This is a genomic window from Joostella sp. CR20 (assembly GCF_038433465.1).
In the GTDB taxonomy this organism is placed as follows: domain Bacteria; phylum Bacteroidota; class Bacteroidia; order Flavobacteriales; family Flavobacteriaceae; genus Galbibacter.
This window is the reverse complement of sequence record NZ_JAESVF010000007.1, coordinates 23,346-39,980: the sequence shown is the minus strand read 5'-3', so window position 1 is coordinate 39,980 and position 16,635 is coordinate 23,346. Positions and strand designations below refer to the sequence as shown.

Sequence of the window (16,635 nt, the reverse complement as noted above, 5' to 3'; positions counted from 1 at the left end):
TAAATAAGGTCTCGACTACGCCTGTCTGCCGACAAAGGCAGGCTCGACCTGACATTTTAATATTAGTATGACACATAACGGATATTCAGAAAAAGAATAAAAAAACAGCCTAAAAAATTAAATCTTTTAGGCTGTTTTTATTTTTATGAAGATTGATATTCTTTTACAATATTCATTCGGAGTTTTCTAAAGTAATCCTCCGCAAGCCAATCTCTGTAATTTTTTGTACTCTTACTGATACAATATGAGTATCGTTTAATTCGGCTATCGATATCGTCTTTGAGTTCCATTGCCAACATTCTTGCTTCGTAAGCATCTTCACTATTATCTACACACATTTCTGTATGTTGCTTTAACGAGCGCTCCAAAATAACTTTAGATCGCAATCCTCTTTTGATTGTTTCATCATATATTTCTTCAATATTTAAAGAAACGTCTTTTGTTTTTTCAAACTTTTTACGGAGTTGAGCAGGCATTTCATAAACAAAATTACTCTCTATCTCTTCGTCATCTTTAATATTTTCTAGGTAAAAATCTGGATACCTAAAAATATGTTGCCAATCTACCGGTTCGCTCCATAAACCAAATCGAGCTACGTTGTTTCCTAAATCGATTACGGTAAATTTATCTTTATTTGCCAACACCCTCGACCCACGTCCAATCATCTGGAAATATAAAGTGAGTGATCGTGTAGCTCTATTCAGAATAATAGTTTCTACCGACGGCTCATCAAAACCTGTGGTTAAAATACTTACCGAACTCAAAATTGCATCTGGTGTATTTTTAAACCATTTTAAAATTTCTTTTCGCTCTTTATTACTATGTGTATTGTCGAGGTGGCGCACAGGATATCCTGCCTCTCTAAACATTTCGTACACATACCAAGAGGTATTAATACCATTATTAAAAATAAGGGTTTTCTTTCCTTTAGACTTTTCTTCGTAGGCAAATAAAAGCTTTTCTTGCATCTCTAGATTAGAGTACAAAGCTTCAGACGATTTTACGGTATAATCTCCGTTAATACCAATTTTAAGGGTTCCTAAACCTACATCGTAAGAATAGGTTTCGGCTTTTGCCAAAAATCCTTTTTCAATAAGTGTTTTAATAGCTTCCCCAATAATAAGTTCATTATAATTATCCTTCATCGGAAGTTTAATATTCGAACTCAAAGGCGTTGCAGTAACCCCAAGAATAAAGCTATTTTTAAAGTATGAAAGTAATTTTCTAAAAGAGTTGTAATGCGCCTCATCAATAATAACCAAACCGATATCGTCTATCTCTAGCTTGTTGTCGTTTAGTCTATTTTTAAGGGTTTCTACCATCGCAACAAAACACATATATTCTGCTTGGTCTGGCAAATCTTTTACCTTACTGTTTATGACTTTGTTTTTAACATTAAAACCTCTAAGCATTTTAGAAGTTTGTTTACTCAACTCAATTCTATGGGTAAGGACAACTACTTTTTTATTGTATTCCTGAATATAGCGACGTACTATTTCAGAAAAAATTACTGTCTTCCCTCCTCCCGTAGGAAGCTGATACAGTAAATGATAATTTACAGGTTGATTCTCTATACGATCAAAAATTTGGTCTATAGCCCCTTTTTGATAATCGTAGAGCTCTTTTTTATCTTCTTCTTCAATCGCAAGCATATTGTTTTTTTATCGTTTTACACCCTCTAATTCTTTAAAGAGGTATAGGTTTGTAATTTTATTATATAGCATCTCAATTATCAATTTGGACGCTTTTTTACCTTCCTTTGGTGAGGAAATGGTTAAACGTGCAAATTTAGCTAGTTTTATGGTTAATTCGAAATTTTAGCGCTAGATAAACACAAGATTAACAAACCAAACTTCATTTTAAAACAAAAAACCCTGTACAACAGCCTTTTATAGATACATTAACATAAAAGCTATGGTGTTTTGGTTAAATAGCTGTAGTTTCGTGGCTTAACTAAAAACTAAAGTTTGTAAAATCTACAAACGCAATTAAAATTTTTATATGAGTCAAGTAAAGGAAAACGACACAGTTAAAGTTCATTACACAGGAAAACTAACCGACGGACAAGTTTTTGATAGTTCGTTAGAAAGAGAACCGCTAGAGTTTACTTTAGGACAAGGACAACTTATTCCTGGTTTTGAAAACGGAATTTTAAACATGTCGGTTAACGAAAAGAAGACTATTAATATTCCTTCTGCGGAAGCATACGGAGAAGTAAGACAAGAATTACTACAAGAAATTCCTAAAAGCGAACTTCCACAAGATATCAAACCAGAAAAAGGAATGGGACTTGTGTCTCGTACACCAGACGGAAGAGATATTCAATTGGTTGTTGCTGAAGTAAAAGAAGAATCGATTGTTGTTGATGCAAACCACCCATTGGCTGGAAAAGACTTAATTTTTGATGTTGAGGTAATTGCCATCAATTAATCACAAATAAAATATAACCTAAAAATGCTCAAGATTTTCTTGGGCATTTTTTTTTGCTGAAAAATATTAAAAATCGGGTGCTTCTCGTGAGAAAATACACTACAACTCTTAAAATTATGCTAATTTATTGATATAAAACACATTAATAAGTATTTATATTTGTTTTTCTGAAAAAAAAATCGTACTAATGCTAGGTTATTATCAAAATACAGGAAAATATATATGAGACAACTTAAAATTATAAAGCAGGTAACCAACCGAGAATCCAAATCGCTAGACAAATACCTACAAGATATCAGTAAAATTGATATGATTACTGCCGATGAAGAAGTAGAACTAGCACAACGTATTAGAGAAGGAGACCAAATTGCTTTAGAAAAGTTGACAAAAGCTAATTTGCGCTTTGTAGTTTCTGTAGCCAAACAATACCAAAATCAAGGGTTAAAACTTCCAGATTTAATTAACGAAGGAAATTTAGGACTTGTAAAAGCTGCTAAACGATTTGACGAAACTCGTGGTTTTAAGTTTATATCGTATGCAGTTTGGTGGATCCGCCAATCTATTTTACAAGCCTTGGCAGAACAATCTAGAATTGTACGTTTACCGCTCAATAAAATTGGGTCTATCAATAAAATCAATAAAGCATATTCCTTTTTAGAACAAGAGCACGAAAGAGCTCCTTCCGCAGAAGAAATTGCCAAAGAGCTCGACATGACGGTTAAAGATGTAAAACAGTCGATGCGAAACTCTGGTAGGCATGTATCTATGGATGCGCCTTTGAAAGAAGGGGAAACTTCTAATTTATACGATGTTGTACGCTCGGGAGAATCGCCAAATCCAGACAAAGATTTGTTACACGATTCTTTAAATATAGAAATTAACAGAGCTTTAGAAACACTTACAACACGTGAGGCAGATGTAATTAGATTGAACTACGGAATAGGCGACCAACAACCTATGACACTTGAAGAAATTGGTGATGTTTTCGACTTAACACGAGAGCGTGTTCGTCAAATTCGAGAAAAAGGAATTCGTAGGCTACGCCACAACTCTCGTAGTAAAATATTAAAAATGTACTTAGGTTAGTCAACTACTTAGGAGTAACTCACAAAGCTTCTTAGAATACATAGAGTTTATTCATAAAAAATCCTGTTTCATCCAAACAGGATTTTTTTTCGTATACTATCAAAACAATAGGATTTTGAAGGATTGAAAAAAATAAAATTCTAAATAAATCGTGACTCTATAATTTATTCTAACTTTGCACCGAATTAATATTTCTATGGAAGAAAATCAAGAGTTTTTATCTCAAATAAGTTGCTATTTTCACGATTGGCTCCTCGAGCAAGGTTATGCCATCGGAACAGCTCAAAAACTCAACCTTATTTTAAATGTAATCGTGGTTGCTGCAGTAGTGTATGCAATAGATTTACTACTGAGAACTTTCGTAATTAAATTCTTTTTAGCTTTTACAAACAAAAGCAAAACCACCTTTGACGATTATTTGGTAAAAAGTAATTTTCCAAAATACATTGCGCACATTATCCCGTTTATCATCATCAAAAATTTAATCCCATTTATTTTTGTTGATTTCCACGCTTTGTTAAACTTTTTTACCAAAGCAACAGATATTTACCTCATTTTACTTGTAGTTTTTATCTTGAGAAGTATTGTAAGAACTACCAAAAATTACCTTCGAACTACCGATAGATTTTACGATAAGCCACTCGACAGTTATGCGCAAGTGGTTATCATTTTTATATGGTTTTTTGGGTTAATATTTGTTTTCTCGGAACTTACGGGACTTTCCATTTTAAAATTCTTAACCACTTTAGGAGCGGCTTCGGCAATTTTACTCTTAATTTTTAGAGATACCATTTTAGGATTTGTAGCGAGCATCCAAACTTCTGCCAACGATATGGTTAGAATTGGAGACTGGATTACGATGGAAAAATACGGCGCTGATGGAGATGTAGTAGAAATCAACCTCGCAACCGTAAAAGTTAGAAATTTCGATTATACAATAACCACCATTCCAACATACGCACTTATTTCTGATTCGTTTAAAAACTGGCGAGGCATGCAAGAAAGCGGTGGTAGAAGAATAAAGCGTTCCATATTTATTAAAGCTGGTAGTGTAAAGTTTTTAACTGAAGAAGACATTGAAAAATATAGTGGCATTCAAGCCATTCAACAATATTTAGATCATCGTCAAAGAGATATTAATAAATATAACAAAGAGCAAGGCTACGACAAAGAGTTAAATATTGTAAACGGGAGAAACCAAACCAATTTGGGAGTTTTCAGAAAATACTGCGATTTATACCTTCAAAATCATTCGGCAACCAACAAAGACATGTTAATGATGACAAGGCATCTCGCTCCTACTGCGCAAGGAATTCCGTTAGAAATTTATGTTTTTTCAAGCGATAAACGTTGGGAGAATTACGAACGTATTATGGCCGATATTTTTGAGCACATTATTGCTGCTGTTCCACATTTTGACCTTGAAATATACGAGTCACCTTCTGGCTCAGACATTAATAAACTTTCTGATATTAAAAAGATATAATTAATAACTACGAAATTATATTGATTGATAAACAAAACTGTCTCCAATTGGAGACAGTTTTGTTGTTTAACCTCAGTTAGATATACACAACAGAAACAGAGGAATTTTAACTATCTGTATTTTAATTACTTAATATTGCTTTCATTTTTGTCTTGACACAAAAACGAAACAAAAAAGTCAAGACGGATTAAAAAAGCATCAGAAAATCTACGGAAACAACCGCCACAGATAAAAAGAACTCGCTACGCTCAAACAGCTTTTTATATATTAGTCCCTACTGCTTCCTTGGTTTTCAATGCTTTTTAAATAGGTCAATTTCTCCTCATATTCAATATTCATACGCCAAAATCAAGTTATTTAACGTATACTGTTTTAATGTTTACGAATTCTTTTATACCAAACGAACTTAACTCTCTTCCGAATCCAGAAGTTTTAACACCTCCAAATGGTAATCTTGGATCCGATTTTACCAACTCGTTTATAAACACAGCGCCTTCATTAAATCGTGGTGCAATTTTCAAAGCTTCGTCTGTATTTTCAGTAAAAAGAGAAACGCCCAATCCAAATTCAGAGTTATTAGAAATTTCAATGGCTTCCTCTGTAGTTTTAAACGTTTTTACCGCAATTACAGGTCCGAAAGTTTCTTCCTTAAAAACAGGCATTTCATCTGTAACGTTACTAATAACTGTTGGCGGATAGTATGCTCCTTCACGTTTACCTCCTACTAGTACTGTTGCTCCCATTGCAACCGATTTATCTACTTGCTTTTCTATATCTTCTGCTAAACTTTCTCTTGCCATAACTCCGATATACGTATCTTTTTCTAGCGGATTTCCACTTTTTAGCGCTTTTACTTCGGTTATATATTTTTCCAGAAAGCTATCGGCTATTTTTTCATGTAACAGCAGTCGCTTTGCAGCAATACAACTCTGCCCCGTGTTTTGATATCTTGCGTTAATTCCAACTTTAACTGCTTCATCAATATTTGCATCTTCCAAAACAATAAAAGCATTATTTCCTCCTAGTTCTAAAACTGCCTTTTTAATTTCTTCCGCAGCAACACTTGCAACAGCACTTCCAGCAGGCTTACTCCCAGTTAAAGTAACAGCTTTAATTTTGTTGTTTCTAATAACGTTTTCAACCGCTTTACTGCCGATTATTAAATTCTGAAATAGTCCTTTTGGGAAACCTGCTTCTTCAAAAATTTCTTGTATCAAACTAGCGCTCTTCATTACATTCGATGCGTGTTTTAATACCGCAGCATTTCCGGCCATTAAAGTTGGTGCCGCAAACCTAAACACTTGCCAAAAAGGGTAATTCCAAGGCATCACTGCCAAAATAACTCCAAGTGGCTCATAAGATACAAAGCTTTTTTGTGCATCTGTTTCGATAGTTTCTGAAGCTAAAAAAGTAGCTGCGTTATCAGCATAATATTCGCAAACCCAAGCGCATTTTTCAACTTCTGCAATAGCTTGCGTAATAGGTTTCCCCATTTCTTCGGAAATAACACGTCCGTATTTTTCAGCATTTTGCTTTAAAATATGGGCAGTTTTATGCATTAATTCGGCACGATGTGTAAATGAAGTTTGCTTCCAATCCTTAAAGACTTGGTCTGCAAATTCAATTTTTTCATCAACTTCCGAAGTCGTTAAAGCAGTAAAACTGTATATTTTTTCGCCTGTATATGGATTTATAGAATGTATCATTTGTAAGTTTTCTACTAAATTAAATATTTACAAAAGCTTCCTCTCTTAAAAGAATGTTATTTGTTTATAACATCGTTGAAAACTATGTAATCAATTCAATTTTAAGAGCTTTATAAATTTATACCTTTAAGAAAACTTCACTATTATGGACACGAGAACATCGGATTTACTTAGTGTACGTCCAGAAATTCCTTCAGCAATTGTTTATGAATCGATGAGTAAAGATGAGCGTTTCCAAAACACTACTTTACGACCAGTTATTAAACTACAAAACGATTTATTATTAGAAGCTTTTAAAAATTATGCCAACAAGCATAAGGGGGTTTTCTTTACGCTTTCGTTGGAAAAACGCTTTCAATACATTGAAAATGCAATTCAGAAAGACATCAAATTTAGAAATTCTTTAAAAGGAATTGTTATTGGGCAATTTACTGTAGATGAGTATTTGATTTACATCGAAAACTCGTCTGCCTTAAACAAAAGAATGATGAATATTGTTGTTGAGAGACTAAAAGACCAAATTCAACTATTGGAAAATGAAGTCTTTGTATAAAAACATTTCTTAACGCATTTTTTTGAGAAAAGAAACGCATTAAACACTAATTTAGCCTTCTCAATGCTACTTATTTTTCACTGACTTTTTTAAATGAAAGACGGTAAAAAGTAATTAGATTTTGAGCATCACCTTGCGTGAAAAACATTGTCGTTTGGACACTGTAATAGGTTAATTTTGAATTTATTAAAATGATTAAAGAACAACTATATCGTAAATGTTTAGATATTCTAAATGAACGTATTGAGCGTTACCGAACAGAAATAAACATCATAAAAGAGTCTGTTGAAAATGAAGACAAATCTAAAGGTGATGACGATGAAGGTAGCGGAAACAGTGGCTACGGAAGTAACTTTACAAAAACTTTGGAATACCTTGACGAAGCAAATGCGCTAAAAACAAAATTAAAACAAGTTGATATTTTTCAAACCAACGAAACTGTAAAACAAGGGAGTTTGGTGGAATGCAGTAACGGAAATTTTTTCTTATCCATTCCGTTAGGTAAAATTACACTCAACGATAAAACGTATTTTGCAATTTCAAAGGAAGCTCCCGTAGGGCAATTATTAATGGGTAAAAAAGTAGGCGAATCTATTACTTTTAACAACAATGTTTTTAAAGTTGTAACGATTCATTAATACTTTTCTCAGGTAGTCAATCTTAAAAAACCTTGTTTTTAGATTAACGAAACTCCGTTTAAATCGGTTGTCAAAACATCGCTCATATAATCAAAAAATGGGCGAATTGTTTTGTATGCTTCAATTACTTTTTCCTGAAAGTCGGGACTCATCACCTCTTTATCTGTAAAGTTTTTGGTTACGATGTATTGCTTCTTTTTAATCAAGTCGATAGCTGGGTGATTTTTATCAAAGCCTCTCGGAGCGGTTTTAAGTTCATCGCCTTCTAAACTTCCAAATTCTTTTTTAAAGTCTGGTGCATTTACAATTGCTCTTATTTCGGTTGCATCAATTTCAAACTCTTTCCGTATTCTGTTTAAATCCTCCTTCTCTGGAGCCCAAAATCCGCAAGCTAAAAAAGTATTTCCTGGCTCAAAATGTAAATAATATCCGCCTCTTAACTGAGGTTTCTTTCTGCTAAAAGTTCCAGAAAAATGCTCTTTATAAGGTTGCTTATTTGCCGAAAAACGAACGTCTCTGTAAATTCTGAATAACTTAACTTGGTCTACTTCATCATATTTCTGAAAGGTTTCAAATAATTCAGCAAAAAACTTTTTAACCAACTGTTGAGACGCTTTAAACTCATCTTTATGCTCGTTAAACCAATCTCTATTGTTGTTTTCTTTTAACTGATTTAAAAAATTATATACACTTGGTGAAATGTGTGTGGCAGACATACGACTTAGTAATTTTGTATAAACTTCGCTAAAGTTATGCAAATTGAATGTGTTTGAGTAGTAATTATTCTTAATTTTGAAATATCAATTAAGAAGTTAGTCTACCGAGTAATTAGAGTTATAAATTATATAGGAAAACTTTTTTGAAACCGATTTATTCTCGGAAATTGAAACACAATTGAAATAGAACCGCATAATTATGCAAATTGCAGTGTATGAAAACAGCTATTATTGAAAGTATAGAAAAGCACAAACAACAGCCAAACCTTAAATTTAGGCTTAAAGAAACTACCGAAAAGTTTACCGATATTTTATTTTATACGCTTTTTGATGCTGAAACTCCTGTTGAGAAAAACATGGAAAAGCTCGAAGCTACTTTTGAAGAATTGGTAGATTTGGCGTGCTGGGATGTTGAAAAACCATGTGCTAAGTTGTGGGATAATTACATTGCAAAACTTCCGCAGATTTTAGAACTTTTAAATTACGACGCCAAGGCAATTGCCAACGACGACCCTGCAGCACTCTCGCAAGAAGAAGTCTATTTGTGTTACCCTGGTTTTTATGCCATCGCAATTTACCGATTGGCACACGAACTCTATAAAGTTGGTTTCCCATTGGTACCACGTTTAATGACTGAATGTGCACACAAACTTACAGGAGTTGATATTAATCCTGGAGCACAAATTGGGAAATCGTTTTTTATAGACCACGCAACTGGTGTGGTAATTGGTGAAACCGCCGTAATAAAAAATAACGTAAAAATATATCAAGGGGTAACCTTGGGTGCTTTGTATGTTGCTAAAGAATTGCAAAATACCAAACGCCATCCAACCATTGAAGACAATGTTACCATCTATGCAAATGCTACCATTTTAGGAGGCGATACCGTAATTGGCGCGAATAGCGTAATTGGCGGAAATGTATGGCTTACAAAGTCAATCCCTGCCAACTCCATTGTTTCGCACACCCCAGATATTAAAATAAAAACTGTTACAAATGAATAGTACCTCCATTTTAGAACAAATAGGAAACACACCTTTGGTTGAAGCCGAAGTCTTAATAAAAAATCCAAACGTAAAATTACTTTTAAAGTTAGAAGGAAATAACCCTGGCGGAAGTGTAAAAGACCGTCCTGCTTACAACATGATTAAAAGTGCACTCGATAGAGGCGACATTACCAAAGAAACCAAACTAATCGAAGCTACTAGCGGAAACACAGGTATTGCTCTTGCTATGATTGCGAGTCTTTTTCATTTAGATTTGGAATTAGTAATGCCAGAAAATTCTACCAAAGAACGTGTGCAAACCATGCGTGCTTATGGTGCAAAACTTACCCTTACTCCTACTGATGTTGGAATTGAAGGCGCAAGAGATTATGCTGAAAACAAAGTGAAAAATGAAGGCTATGTAATGCTGAACCAGTTTGGAAACGACGATAATTGGATGGCACATTACAAAACTACAGGTCCAGAGATCTGGAAAGATACTGACGGAAAAATTACCCATTTTGTTTCCTCTATGGGAACTACAGGTACAATTATGGGGACTTCTACTTATTTAAAAGAACAAAATGAAGATGTACAAATTGTAGGTGTACAACCCGCCGATGAAGCTAAAATTCCAGGAATTAGAAAATGGCCAGAAGCGTATCTTCCAAAAATTTTCAATCCGAAAAAAGTAGATACCATTATTGAAGTAAGTGAACTAGAAGCGAGAAACATGGCTAAAGAGCTTGCTCAAAAAGAAGGTGTTTTTGCAGGAATGAGTAGCGGTGGTGCTGTTGCTGCAGCGCTAAAACTTGCCGAGACACTAGATAGCGGAGTAATTGTTGCTATTATTTGTGATCGAGGTGATCGTTATTTATCCTCTGATTTGTTTGATTAAATTACTCTTGTTGTGAATAAAAATGTTGTTTCCACAGCTTGGCTAGCTGAAAGAATTGATGAACCAAATCTCATCATACTTGACGCTACATTACCTTCTAAAATTCCAGAACAATTAAATGGAAAATGTATACAAAATGCACAATATTTTGACTTAAAGAATAAGTTTAGCGATACAGAAGCAATATTTCCAAATACATTTCCATCCGTAGAAAAATTTGAAAAAGGATGTTCTAATCTTGGAATCAAAAAAAATAGCATAATTGTTGTTTATGATGTAGATGGGATTTATGCTAGCCCTAGAGTTTGGTGGATGTTTAAAACTATAGGTTTCGAAGAAATTTATGTGCTAAACGGAGGACTCAGAAAATGGATTTCCGACGGATATAAAGTAGTGGATAATTACAAAACTCCTTCAACTAATAATAATTTTAAAATAGATTTTCGGAAAATTGAAGCCTTTAGAAGCTATTCATTTATCAAAGAAAATCTTTCTTCGCAAACAATTATCACTATTGATGCAAGATCTAAAGGAAGGTATAATGCTACGGAAGAGGAACCTAGAAAAGAATTGAAAAGCGGTTGTATTCCAAATTCTATTAATATTCCATATACTGATGTTTTAGAAAATGGAAGCTTTAAATCTGAGGCTGAACTAAAATTCATCTTTCAAAAAATTATAAAAATGAAGCCGCATGAATTAGTTTTTTCATGTGGATCTGGGGTTACGGCATGTATTATATTATTAGCTTCAGAAGATATTATAACCTGTAAAAAATCAGTTTACGATGGATCTTGGACAGAATGGGCAACTTTAGAAAGACTTCTAAACTAGTCCCCAATCGTAATTATACTCTCTATTAAGTAAATAGATTTTCTTACAAAAGATTTATCCTAACTTTGTTGTATACATTTATACAGCAAAGTTATGGAGACAATCGTAATCGTTACCATCATCCTTATTTTAATAAGTTTTACCATCAGTATGTTTGGGTCTGTAGTTGGATTTGGCGGTGGTATTTTTATGGTTCCAATTTTAATTACAGTTTTCCACTTTCCGCTTACTACCGCAGTTGGTTCGGTAATGATGTCGCTTATTCCCTCCTCTTTAATCTCAACGTATCTCAATCGGAAAGAAGGCTTTGTAGATTTTAGAATGGGAATTCTCCTCGAAATCCCAACAATTTTCGGAGTCATCGTTGGTAGTTTGTTGCTTTCGTATATTTCTGCTGAAAGATTAGAAGTCCTTTTTGCTGTTTTAGTTTTATTTCTAGGAATTTCTTTCTTCTTAAAAAGAAAAAAACAAAAAAGAGAAAATGGATTTTTTTACAAACTGAATAAGTATCATCCTAGATACATCATTAAAAATCATAAAAATCACGTAGCCTACCGTTTTAGTGTTTGGATGGTGTTGTTTTTCGGACTCTTAGCAGGAACTCTAGCTGGATTATTTGGAATTGGTGGTGGCTTTTTGAAAACGCCCATCATGCTAAAAGTATTTAAAATGCCTGCTAAAATAGCAACTGCTACTGCTCTTTTTATGATTGTGATTACGAGTACTACAGGAACTTTTAGTCATTTTATGCTAGGTCATATCGAACTAGATAAAGCTTGGCCAATAATGCTCGGGTTTACAGCTGGAGCAATTGGCGGACAACGCCTCAATTTAAAAATGAAAAACAAAACACTCGAAAAACTAATCGGTATGGGGTTAGTTTTAGCAGGATTAGTGATGATGTCGAACTTTATTATTAAATAGTTGATAGTTGATAGTTGATAGTTGATAGTTGAAAATACTATTTGAAAGATTCAATATAAACTGTCACCTCGAGCGGAGTCGAGAGGTTATTTGGCTTAACAAGCTTTAAGTTAGGGTCTCTACTACTACGTCTGTATGCCAACAAAGACAGACTATACCTGACATTTTAATCTTGGTATGATACATTTCAGATTCAAAAAACATTAAAGCCATTTCTTCCTTTTGAAATAAATCAGCATCAAAATCAAAATAACAAACATTATTCCCAATACAATAAAGTATGCATTTCGATGATGCAACTCTGGCATGTATTCAAAATTCATCCCATAAATCCCAGCAATAAACGTAAGCGGAATAAAAATACTTGCCATAATGGTTAATACTTTCATCACTTCGTTCATTTTGTTACTCACATTACTCATATACATTTCCATTAAACTCATGCTCATTTCTCGAAGCATTTCGAGCGTTTCATAGATTTGTATACTGTGGTCGTGTACATCGCTCAGGAAAAGTTTTGTTTCAGGGTGAAACAAAGGATGCTCGGTTTTAACCAATCTATTTGTGATTTCTTTTACTGGATAAATGTTTTTTCGAATAGCCATTACGCGCTTACGTAAAGCTTGAATTTGGTTTGCTATTTCAGGCTCTGGGTCGCTGTATACCCGCTCTTCCAACAATTCAATTTGATTAGTTAAATCCTCTAAAATCACAAAATATTGATCGATAATTGCATCTATCAATGCGAAGAATAGATAATCGGCACCACGCGAGCGAATACGTCCGTATTTATTTGCCAATCGATCTCGAACGCCTTGAAAGACATCGTCTTCAACTTCTTGAAAAAGTAAAACAGCATGTGCTGTAACAATGATAGCGATATGCTCGGTTACCAATTGAAAATTATCATCGAGATACAACATCTTCAGCACACAAAAAACATAATCGTCGTATTCATCAATTTTAGGACGCTGATTGGTGTTTACCAAATCTTCTAAAACTAACGGATTGATGTTGTAATACTTTCCTAGTTTTTCAATTTCTGCCTCATTACTCAATCCTTGTACATTTATCCAAGAAACTGTATCGGTGTCTCTAAACTTAAAGGCTTCTTCAACATTTTTCAAGTCTTTAGTTTCGTAAAAATCGTCAGCATAATCGGTTACAGAAACCTTATAAACTCCATCTTTTCGAAGCCCCATATAAGTTACAGTTCCTGGTGCTTTCCCAATTTTTTCGAGTGATTTAAATGGTTTTCTGATGACCTTTTTCAGATTGATTTTCTTTTTCTTCGACATACATTAAAATTGAATATTTATAAATATAGGCAATAGAAATAAAAGAAGATTATAGCTTCAGAAGATTAATGACGTTTTTCTAATATTTTAGTAACATCTTTCAATTTAAAACCTTTTGCTTGAAGAAGAATTAAGTAATGAAAAAGTAAATCGGCACTTTCATTTAAAAACAAATCTTGATTGTCGTCTTTGGCTTCGATAACAGTTTCTACAGCCTCTTCCCCTACTTTTTGCGCAATTTTATTAATTCCACTTCTAAAAAGAGTAGCCACATAACTTTGCTCATTTTCTGGGTTATCTTTTCGGTCCGTAATAATATTTTCCAAACGTGATAAAAATCCGAAGTTAGCTTCGTTTGCTTCTTCCCAACACGTATCAGTTCCTTTATGACAAACTGGCCCCACAGGGTCTACTTGCACCAAAAGTGTATCATTATCGCAATCAACCTTTATATTTATCAGTCTTAAAAAATTACCACTCTCTTCGCCTTTTGTCCATAAACGCTGTTTGGTACGACTGTAAAAAGTAACCTTATTCGTTTCTATGGTTTTGGTATAAGCTTCCTCATTCATATACCCAAGCATCAAAACCTTTTGTGTGGTTGCATCTTGAATAATTGCAGGAACTAAGCTGTCGTTATTTTTATTAAAATCTATTTCCATTTTATTAGTTTTTATACGCTTACAAGCGAACAGGAATTTCTTTACTTTTTAATACTTCTTTTAGGTCGTTAATTTCAATTTCTTTAAAATGAAAAACACTGGCTGCCAAGGCGGCGTCTGCTTTTCCATCAATAAAAGTGTCCGTGAAATGCGCTATTTTTCCAGCACCACCAGAAGCAATAATTGGAATATTCACAAGCGAAGACAATTTTGCCAAAGCTTCATTTGCAAATCCATCTTTAGTTCCGTCGTTATCCATCGATGTAAACAAAATCTCTCCTGCCCCTCTACTTTCTACTTCTTTTGCCCATTCAAACAAATCGATTTCAGTTGGAACTTTCCCACCAACCAAATGCACCTTCCATTGCCCATCAATTTGCTTTGCGTCGATGGCTACTACTACACATTGACTCCCAAATTTTGCTGATAAATCGTTGATTAATTGCGGATTTTTAACTGCGGAAGAATTTATCGAAACTTTATCGGCACCCGACTTTAACAGTACATCTACATCCTCAACCGCTGAAATTCCGCCACCCACTGTAAACGGAATATTTACATGTTCTGCTACGCGAAGTACTAAATCGATTAATGTTTTCCGACGTTCTTCAGTTGCTGAAATATCTAGAAAAACCAATTCATCCGCACCGTTTTCAGCATAAATTTTAGCCAACTCAACAGGGTCTCCTGCGTCACGTAAATCGACAAAATTAACGCCTTTAACCGTGCGTCCGTTCTTAATATCCAAACAAGGAATAATTCGTTTTGTAAGCATTAGGCTTTCTTTAAATATTGTGTTTTTAAAACAATGGTGCTTTTACCAACACGGCATTCCACCTCGTCTGACGAACCCGTTAATCGAATGTTTTTAATTACATTTCCGCGCTTTAGAGTTTTCGACATCCCTTTTACTTTTAAATCTTTTACTACGTGTACCGAATCGCCATCGTTCAATACATTTCCATTACTATCTTTTACTTCCATTAGTTTGAATTTAAAATATAATTTTCTAGTTGTTTTAACGAAATTCGACCTTCATAAATTGCCTTTCCGATAATAGTTCCTTCACAGCCTATTTCGGCTAACTTTGGCAACTCGTCAAAGCTTGAAATCCCTCCAGAGGCTATTAATTTTATTTTTTCTGAATTTTCTACAATTCGTTTATACAAAGCAAACGAAGGACCTTGTAACATTCCATCTTTACTTATATCGGTACAAATTACGTATTCTATTCCTTTCTGAAGGTATTTCGAGATAAAAGGTAATAATTCTTCCGTAGATGCTTCCTGCCACCCTGAAACAGCGACTTTTTCATTATCAGCATCGGCACCCAATATAATTTTATCATTTCCGTAGCTTGCAATCCACTGCTCAAAAACAGTTGGATTTTTAACCGCAATACTTCCGCCAGTAACTTGTTTCGCTCCGCTTTCAAAGGCTATTCGCAAATCGTCATCCGATTTTAAACCGCCTCCAAAATCGATTTTTAAACTTGTTTTGGTAGCAATGGCTTCCAACACCTTGTAGTTTACAATATGCTTGCTTTTCGCACCATCAAGATCTACCAAATGAAGATACTCAATCCCATGCGCTTCAAACTCCTTTGCAACCTCCAAAGGGTGTTCGTTATATATTTTTTTTGTGTTATAATCCCCTTTTGAAAGCCGTACACACTTTCCGTCGATAATATCTATTGCAGGTATAATTCTCATTATAAAATAAGTTAAAAATTAGAAGTTAGAAGTACGAAGTAAAGCATTGTAGCTTTAACCTTGTACATCTAACTTTAAAAAGTTCTCCAACACTCGTTGTCCAGCCAAACTACTTTTTTCTGGATGAAACTGAGTTCCGTAGAAATTATTTTTTTGTAATGCTGATGAATAATCTAGCTGATAATTCGTAGTTGCGATGGTTTCTGCACATAGAGGAGCGTAATAACTATGCACCAAATACATATATTCATTTTCTGAAATACCATCAAACAAAGCCGATTTCAAGTCTTTAATTTGATTCCAACCAATTTGCGGAACTTTCACAGTAGCGTCAAACTTTTTAACTTCCACATCAAAAATACCGAGCCCTTTGGTTGCTCCTTCTTCTGAAGAAGTACACATCAATTGCATTCCTAAACAAATTCCTAAAACGGGTTGTGTTAACTTCGGAATTAAAACATCCAAACCAGTCGATTTTAATTTTTCCATGGCGCTACTTGCTTCTCCAACTCCTGGAAAAATTACTTTATCTGCCTTTAAAATTTCTTCAGCTTGATCCGACAAAATCGGTGTAATTCCTATGCGTTGAAAAGCAAATTTTATACTCTGAATATTTCCTGCTCCGTAATCTATAATTACTATCTTCACTTTTATTTTTTAAAACTTTTTAGCTAAAAAACCATTATAGATTTTATTTATATTGATT

General features: G+C 34.1%; 18 protein-coding genes. 9 read left to right on the top strand and 9 right to left on the bottom strand.

Annotation, left to right across the window (positions count from 1 at the left end):
- Window positions 1–143 precede the first annotated feature (143 nt).
- The gene (locus JMA43_RS10180) at window positions 144–1,652 is read right to left on the bottom strand and encodes a DEAD/DEAH box helicase (RefSeq protein ID WP_342156434.1); all 1,509 of its coding nucleotides are present in this window, start codon (window positions 1,650–1,652) and stop codon (window positions 144–146) included.
- Window positions 1,653–2,001: 349 nt separating this feature from the next.
- Here JMA43_RS10180 and JMA43_RS10175 point away from each other — a divergent pair, with 349 nt between their 5' ends.
- The 3 genes from JMA43_RS10175 (at window position 2,002) to JMA43_RS10165 (ending at window position 5,002) form a co-directional block, all read left to right on the top strand.
- Entirely contained in the window at window positions 2,002–2,430 is a 429-nt protein-coding gene (locus JMA43_RS10175) for an FKBP-type peptidyl-prolyl cis-trans isomerase (RefSeq protein ID WP_342156432.1), read from the top strand.
- Between the two features lie 222 nt (window positions 2,431–2,652).
- A complete protein-coding gene (locus tag JMA43_RS10170) occupies window positions 2,653–3,516 on the top strand; it encodes a sigma-70 family RNA polymerase sigma factor (protein ID WP_342156431.1) in 864 nt (287 codons plus the stop codon).
- Between the two features lie 196 nt (window positions 3,517–3,712).
- Window positions 3,713–5,002, top strand: coding sequence for a mechanosensitive ion channel family protein (locus JMA43_RS10165; protein ID WP_342156430.1), 1,290 nt, complete (start codon window positions 3,713–3,715; stop codon window positions 5,000–5,002).
- 353 nt (window positions 5,003–5,355) lie between these two features.
- Here the strand turns inward: JMA43_RS10165 and JMA43_RS10160 are convergent, their stop codons facing one another.
- Window positions 5,356–6,708 carry an NAD-dependent succinate-semialdehyde dehydrogenase gene (locus JMA43_RS10160; RefSeq protein WP_342156429.1) on the bottom strand — a complete coding sequence of 451 codons (1,353 nt, stop codon included), beginning with the start codon at window positions 6,706–6,708 and terminating at the stop codon, window positions 5,356–5,358.
- Window positions 6,709–6,853: 145 nt separating this feature from the next.
- Between JMA43_RS10160 and JMA43_RS10155 the strand changes: the two genes are divergently transcribed.
- Together JMA43_RS10155 and JMA43_RS10150 are read left to right on the top strand one after the other, a co-directional pair.
- Complete coding sequence (locus JMA43_RS10155) at window positions 6,854–7,261, top strand: glyoxalase (protein WP_342156428.1); 408 nt, start codon at window positions 6,854–6,856, stop codon at window positions 7,259–7,261.
- 191 nt (window positions 7,262–7,452) lie between these two features.
- Window positions 7,453–7,899: a transcription elongation factor gene (locus JMA43_RS10150; RefSeq protein WP_342156427.1), complete on the top strand. Its 447-nt coding sequence runs from the start codon at window positions 7,453–7,455 to the stop codon at window positions 7,897–7,899.
- Between the two features lie 38 nt (window positions 7,900–7,937).
- On the opposite strand, the gene JMA43_RS10145 is transcribed toward JMA43_RS10150, so the two are convergent.
- The gene (locus tag JMA43_RS10145; protein WP_342156426.1) at window positions 7,938–8,615 is read right to left on the bottom strand and encodes a DUF2461 domain-containing protein; all 678 of its coding nucleotides are present in this window, start codon (window positions 8,613–8,615) and stop codon (window positions 7,938–7,940) included.
- Window positions 8,616–8,830: 215 nt separating this feature from the next.
- Here JMA43_RS10145 and epsC point away from each other — a divergent pair, with 215 nt between their 5' ends.
- From epsC to JMA43_RS10125, 4 genes are all read left to right on the top strand, one after another.
- The gene (gene epsC / locus JMA43_RS10140; RefSeq protein WP_342156425.1) at window positions 8,831–9,619 is read left to right on the top strand and encodes a serine O-acetyltransferase EpsC; all 789 of its coding nucleotides are present in this window, start codon (window positions 8,831–8,833) and stop codon (window positions 9,617–9,619) included.
- Window positions 9,612–10,499: a cysteine synthase CysM gene (gene cysM / locus JMA43_RS10135; protein ID WP_342156424.1), complete on the top strand. Its 888-nt coding sequence runs from the start codon at window positions 9,612–9,614 to the stop codon at window positions 10,497–10,499. Before epsC ends, cysM begins: the two co-directional genes overlap by 8 nt.
- A gap of 12 nt (window positions 10,500–10,511) precedes the next feature.
- Complete coding sequence (locus JMA43_RS10130; protein ID WP_342156423.1) at window positions 10,512–11,333, top strand: sulfurtransferase; 822 nt, start codon at window positions 10,512–10,514, stop codon at window positions 11,331–11,333.
- A 93-nt stretch (window positions 11,334–11,426) separates the two neighbouring features.
- The gene (locus JMA43_RS10125) at window positions 11,427–12,257 is read left to right on the top strand and encodes a sulfite exporter TauE/SafE family protein (protein ID WP_342156422.1); all 831 of its coding nucleotides are present in this window, start codon (window positions 11,427–11,429) and stop codon (window positions 12,255–12,257) included.
- A 203-nt stretch (window positions 12,258–12,460) separates the two neighbouring features.
- Here the strand turns inward: JMA43_RS10125 and corA are convergent, their stop codons facing one another.
- From corA to hisH, 6 genes are all read right to left on the bottom strand, one after another.
- Window positions 12,461–13,555 carry a magnesium/cobalt transporter CorA gene (corA, locus tag JMA43_RS10120; protein WP_342156421.1) on the bottom strand — a complete coding sequence of 365 codons (1,095 nt, stop codon included), beginning with the start codon at window positions 13,553–13,555 and terminating at the stop codon, window positions 12,461–12,463.
- Window positions 13,556–13,620: 65 nt separating this feature from the next.
- Window positions 13,621–14,217 (bottom strand): bifunctional phosphoribosyl-AMP cyclohydrolase/phosphoribosyl-ATP diphosphatase HisIE, encoded by a 597-nt coding sequence (hisIE, locus tag JMA43_RS10115; protein WP_342156420.1) that lies wholly within the window; start codon window positions 14,215–14,217, stop codon window positions 13,621–13,623.
- 19 nt (window positions 14,218–14,236) lie between these two features.
- On the bottom strand, window positions 14,237–14,992 hold the full coding sequence (hisF, locus tag JMA43_RS10110; protein WP_342156419.1) for an imidazole glycerol phosphate synthase subunit HisF: 756 nt from the start codon (window positions 14,990–14,992) through the stop codon (window positions 14,237–14,239).
- The gene (locus JMA43_RS10105) at window positions 14,992–15,201 is read right to left on the bottom strand and encodes an alkylphosphonate utilization protein (protein ID WP_342156417.1); all 210 of its coding nucleotides are present in this window, start codon (window positions 15,199–15,201) and stop codon (window positions 14,992–14,994) included. Before JMA43_RS10105 ends, hisF begins: the two co-directional genes overlap by 1 nt.
- Window positions 15,201–15,929 (bottom strand): 1-(5-phosphoribosyl)-5-[(5-phosphoribosylamino)methylideneamino]imidazole-4-carboxamide isomerase, encoded by a 729-nt coding sequence (gene hisA, locus JMA43_RS10100; protein ID WP_342156416.1) that lies wholly within the window; start codon window positions 15,927–15,929, stop codon window positions 15,201–15,203. The genes JMA43_RS10105 and hisA overlap by 1 nt, the downstream gene beginning before the upstream one ends.
- 54 nt (window positions 15,930–15,983) lie before the next feature.
- Complete coding sequence (gene hisH, locus JMA43_RS10095) at window positions 15,984–16,577, bottom strand: imidazole glycerol phosphate synthase subunit HisH (protein WP_342156414.1); 594 nt, start codon at window positions 16,575–16,577, stop codon at window positions 15,984–15,986.
- Between the last annotated feature and the right edge of the window lie 58 nt (window positions 16,578–16,635).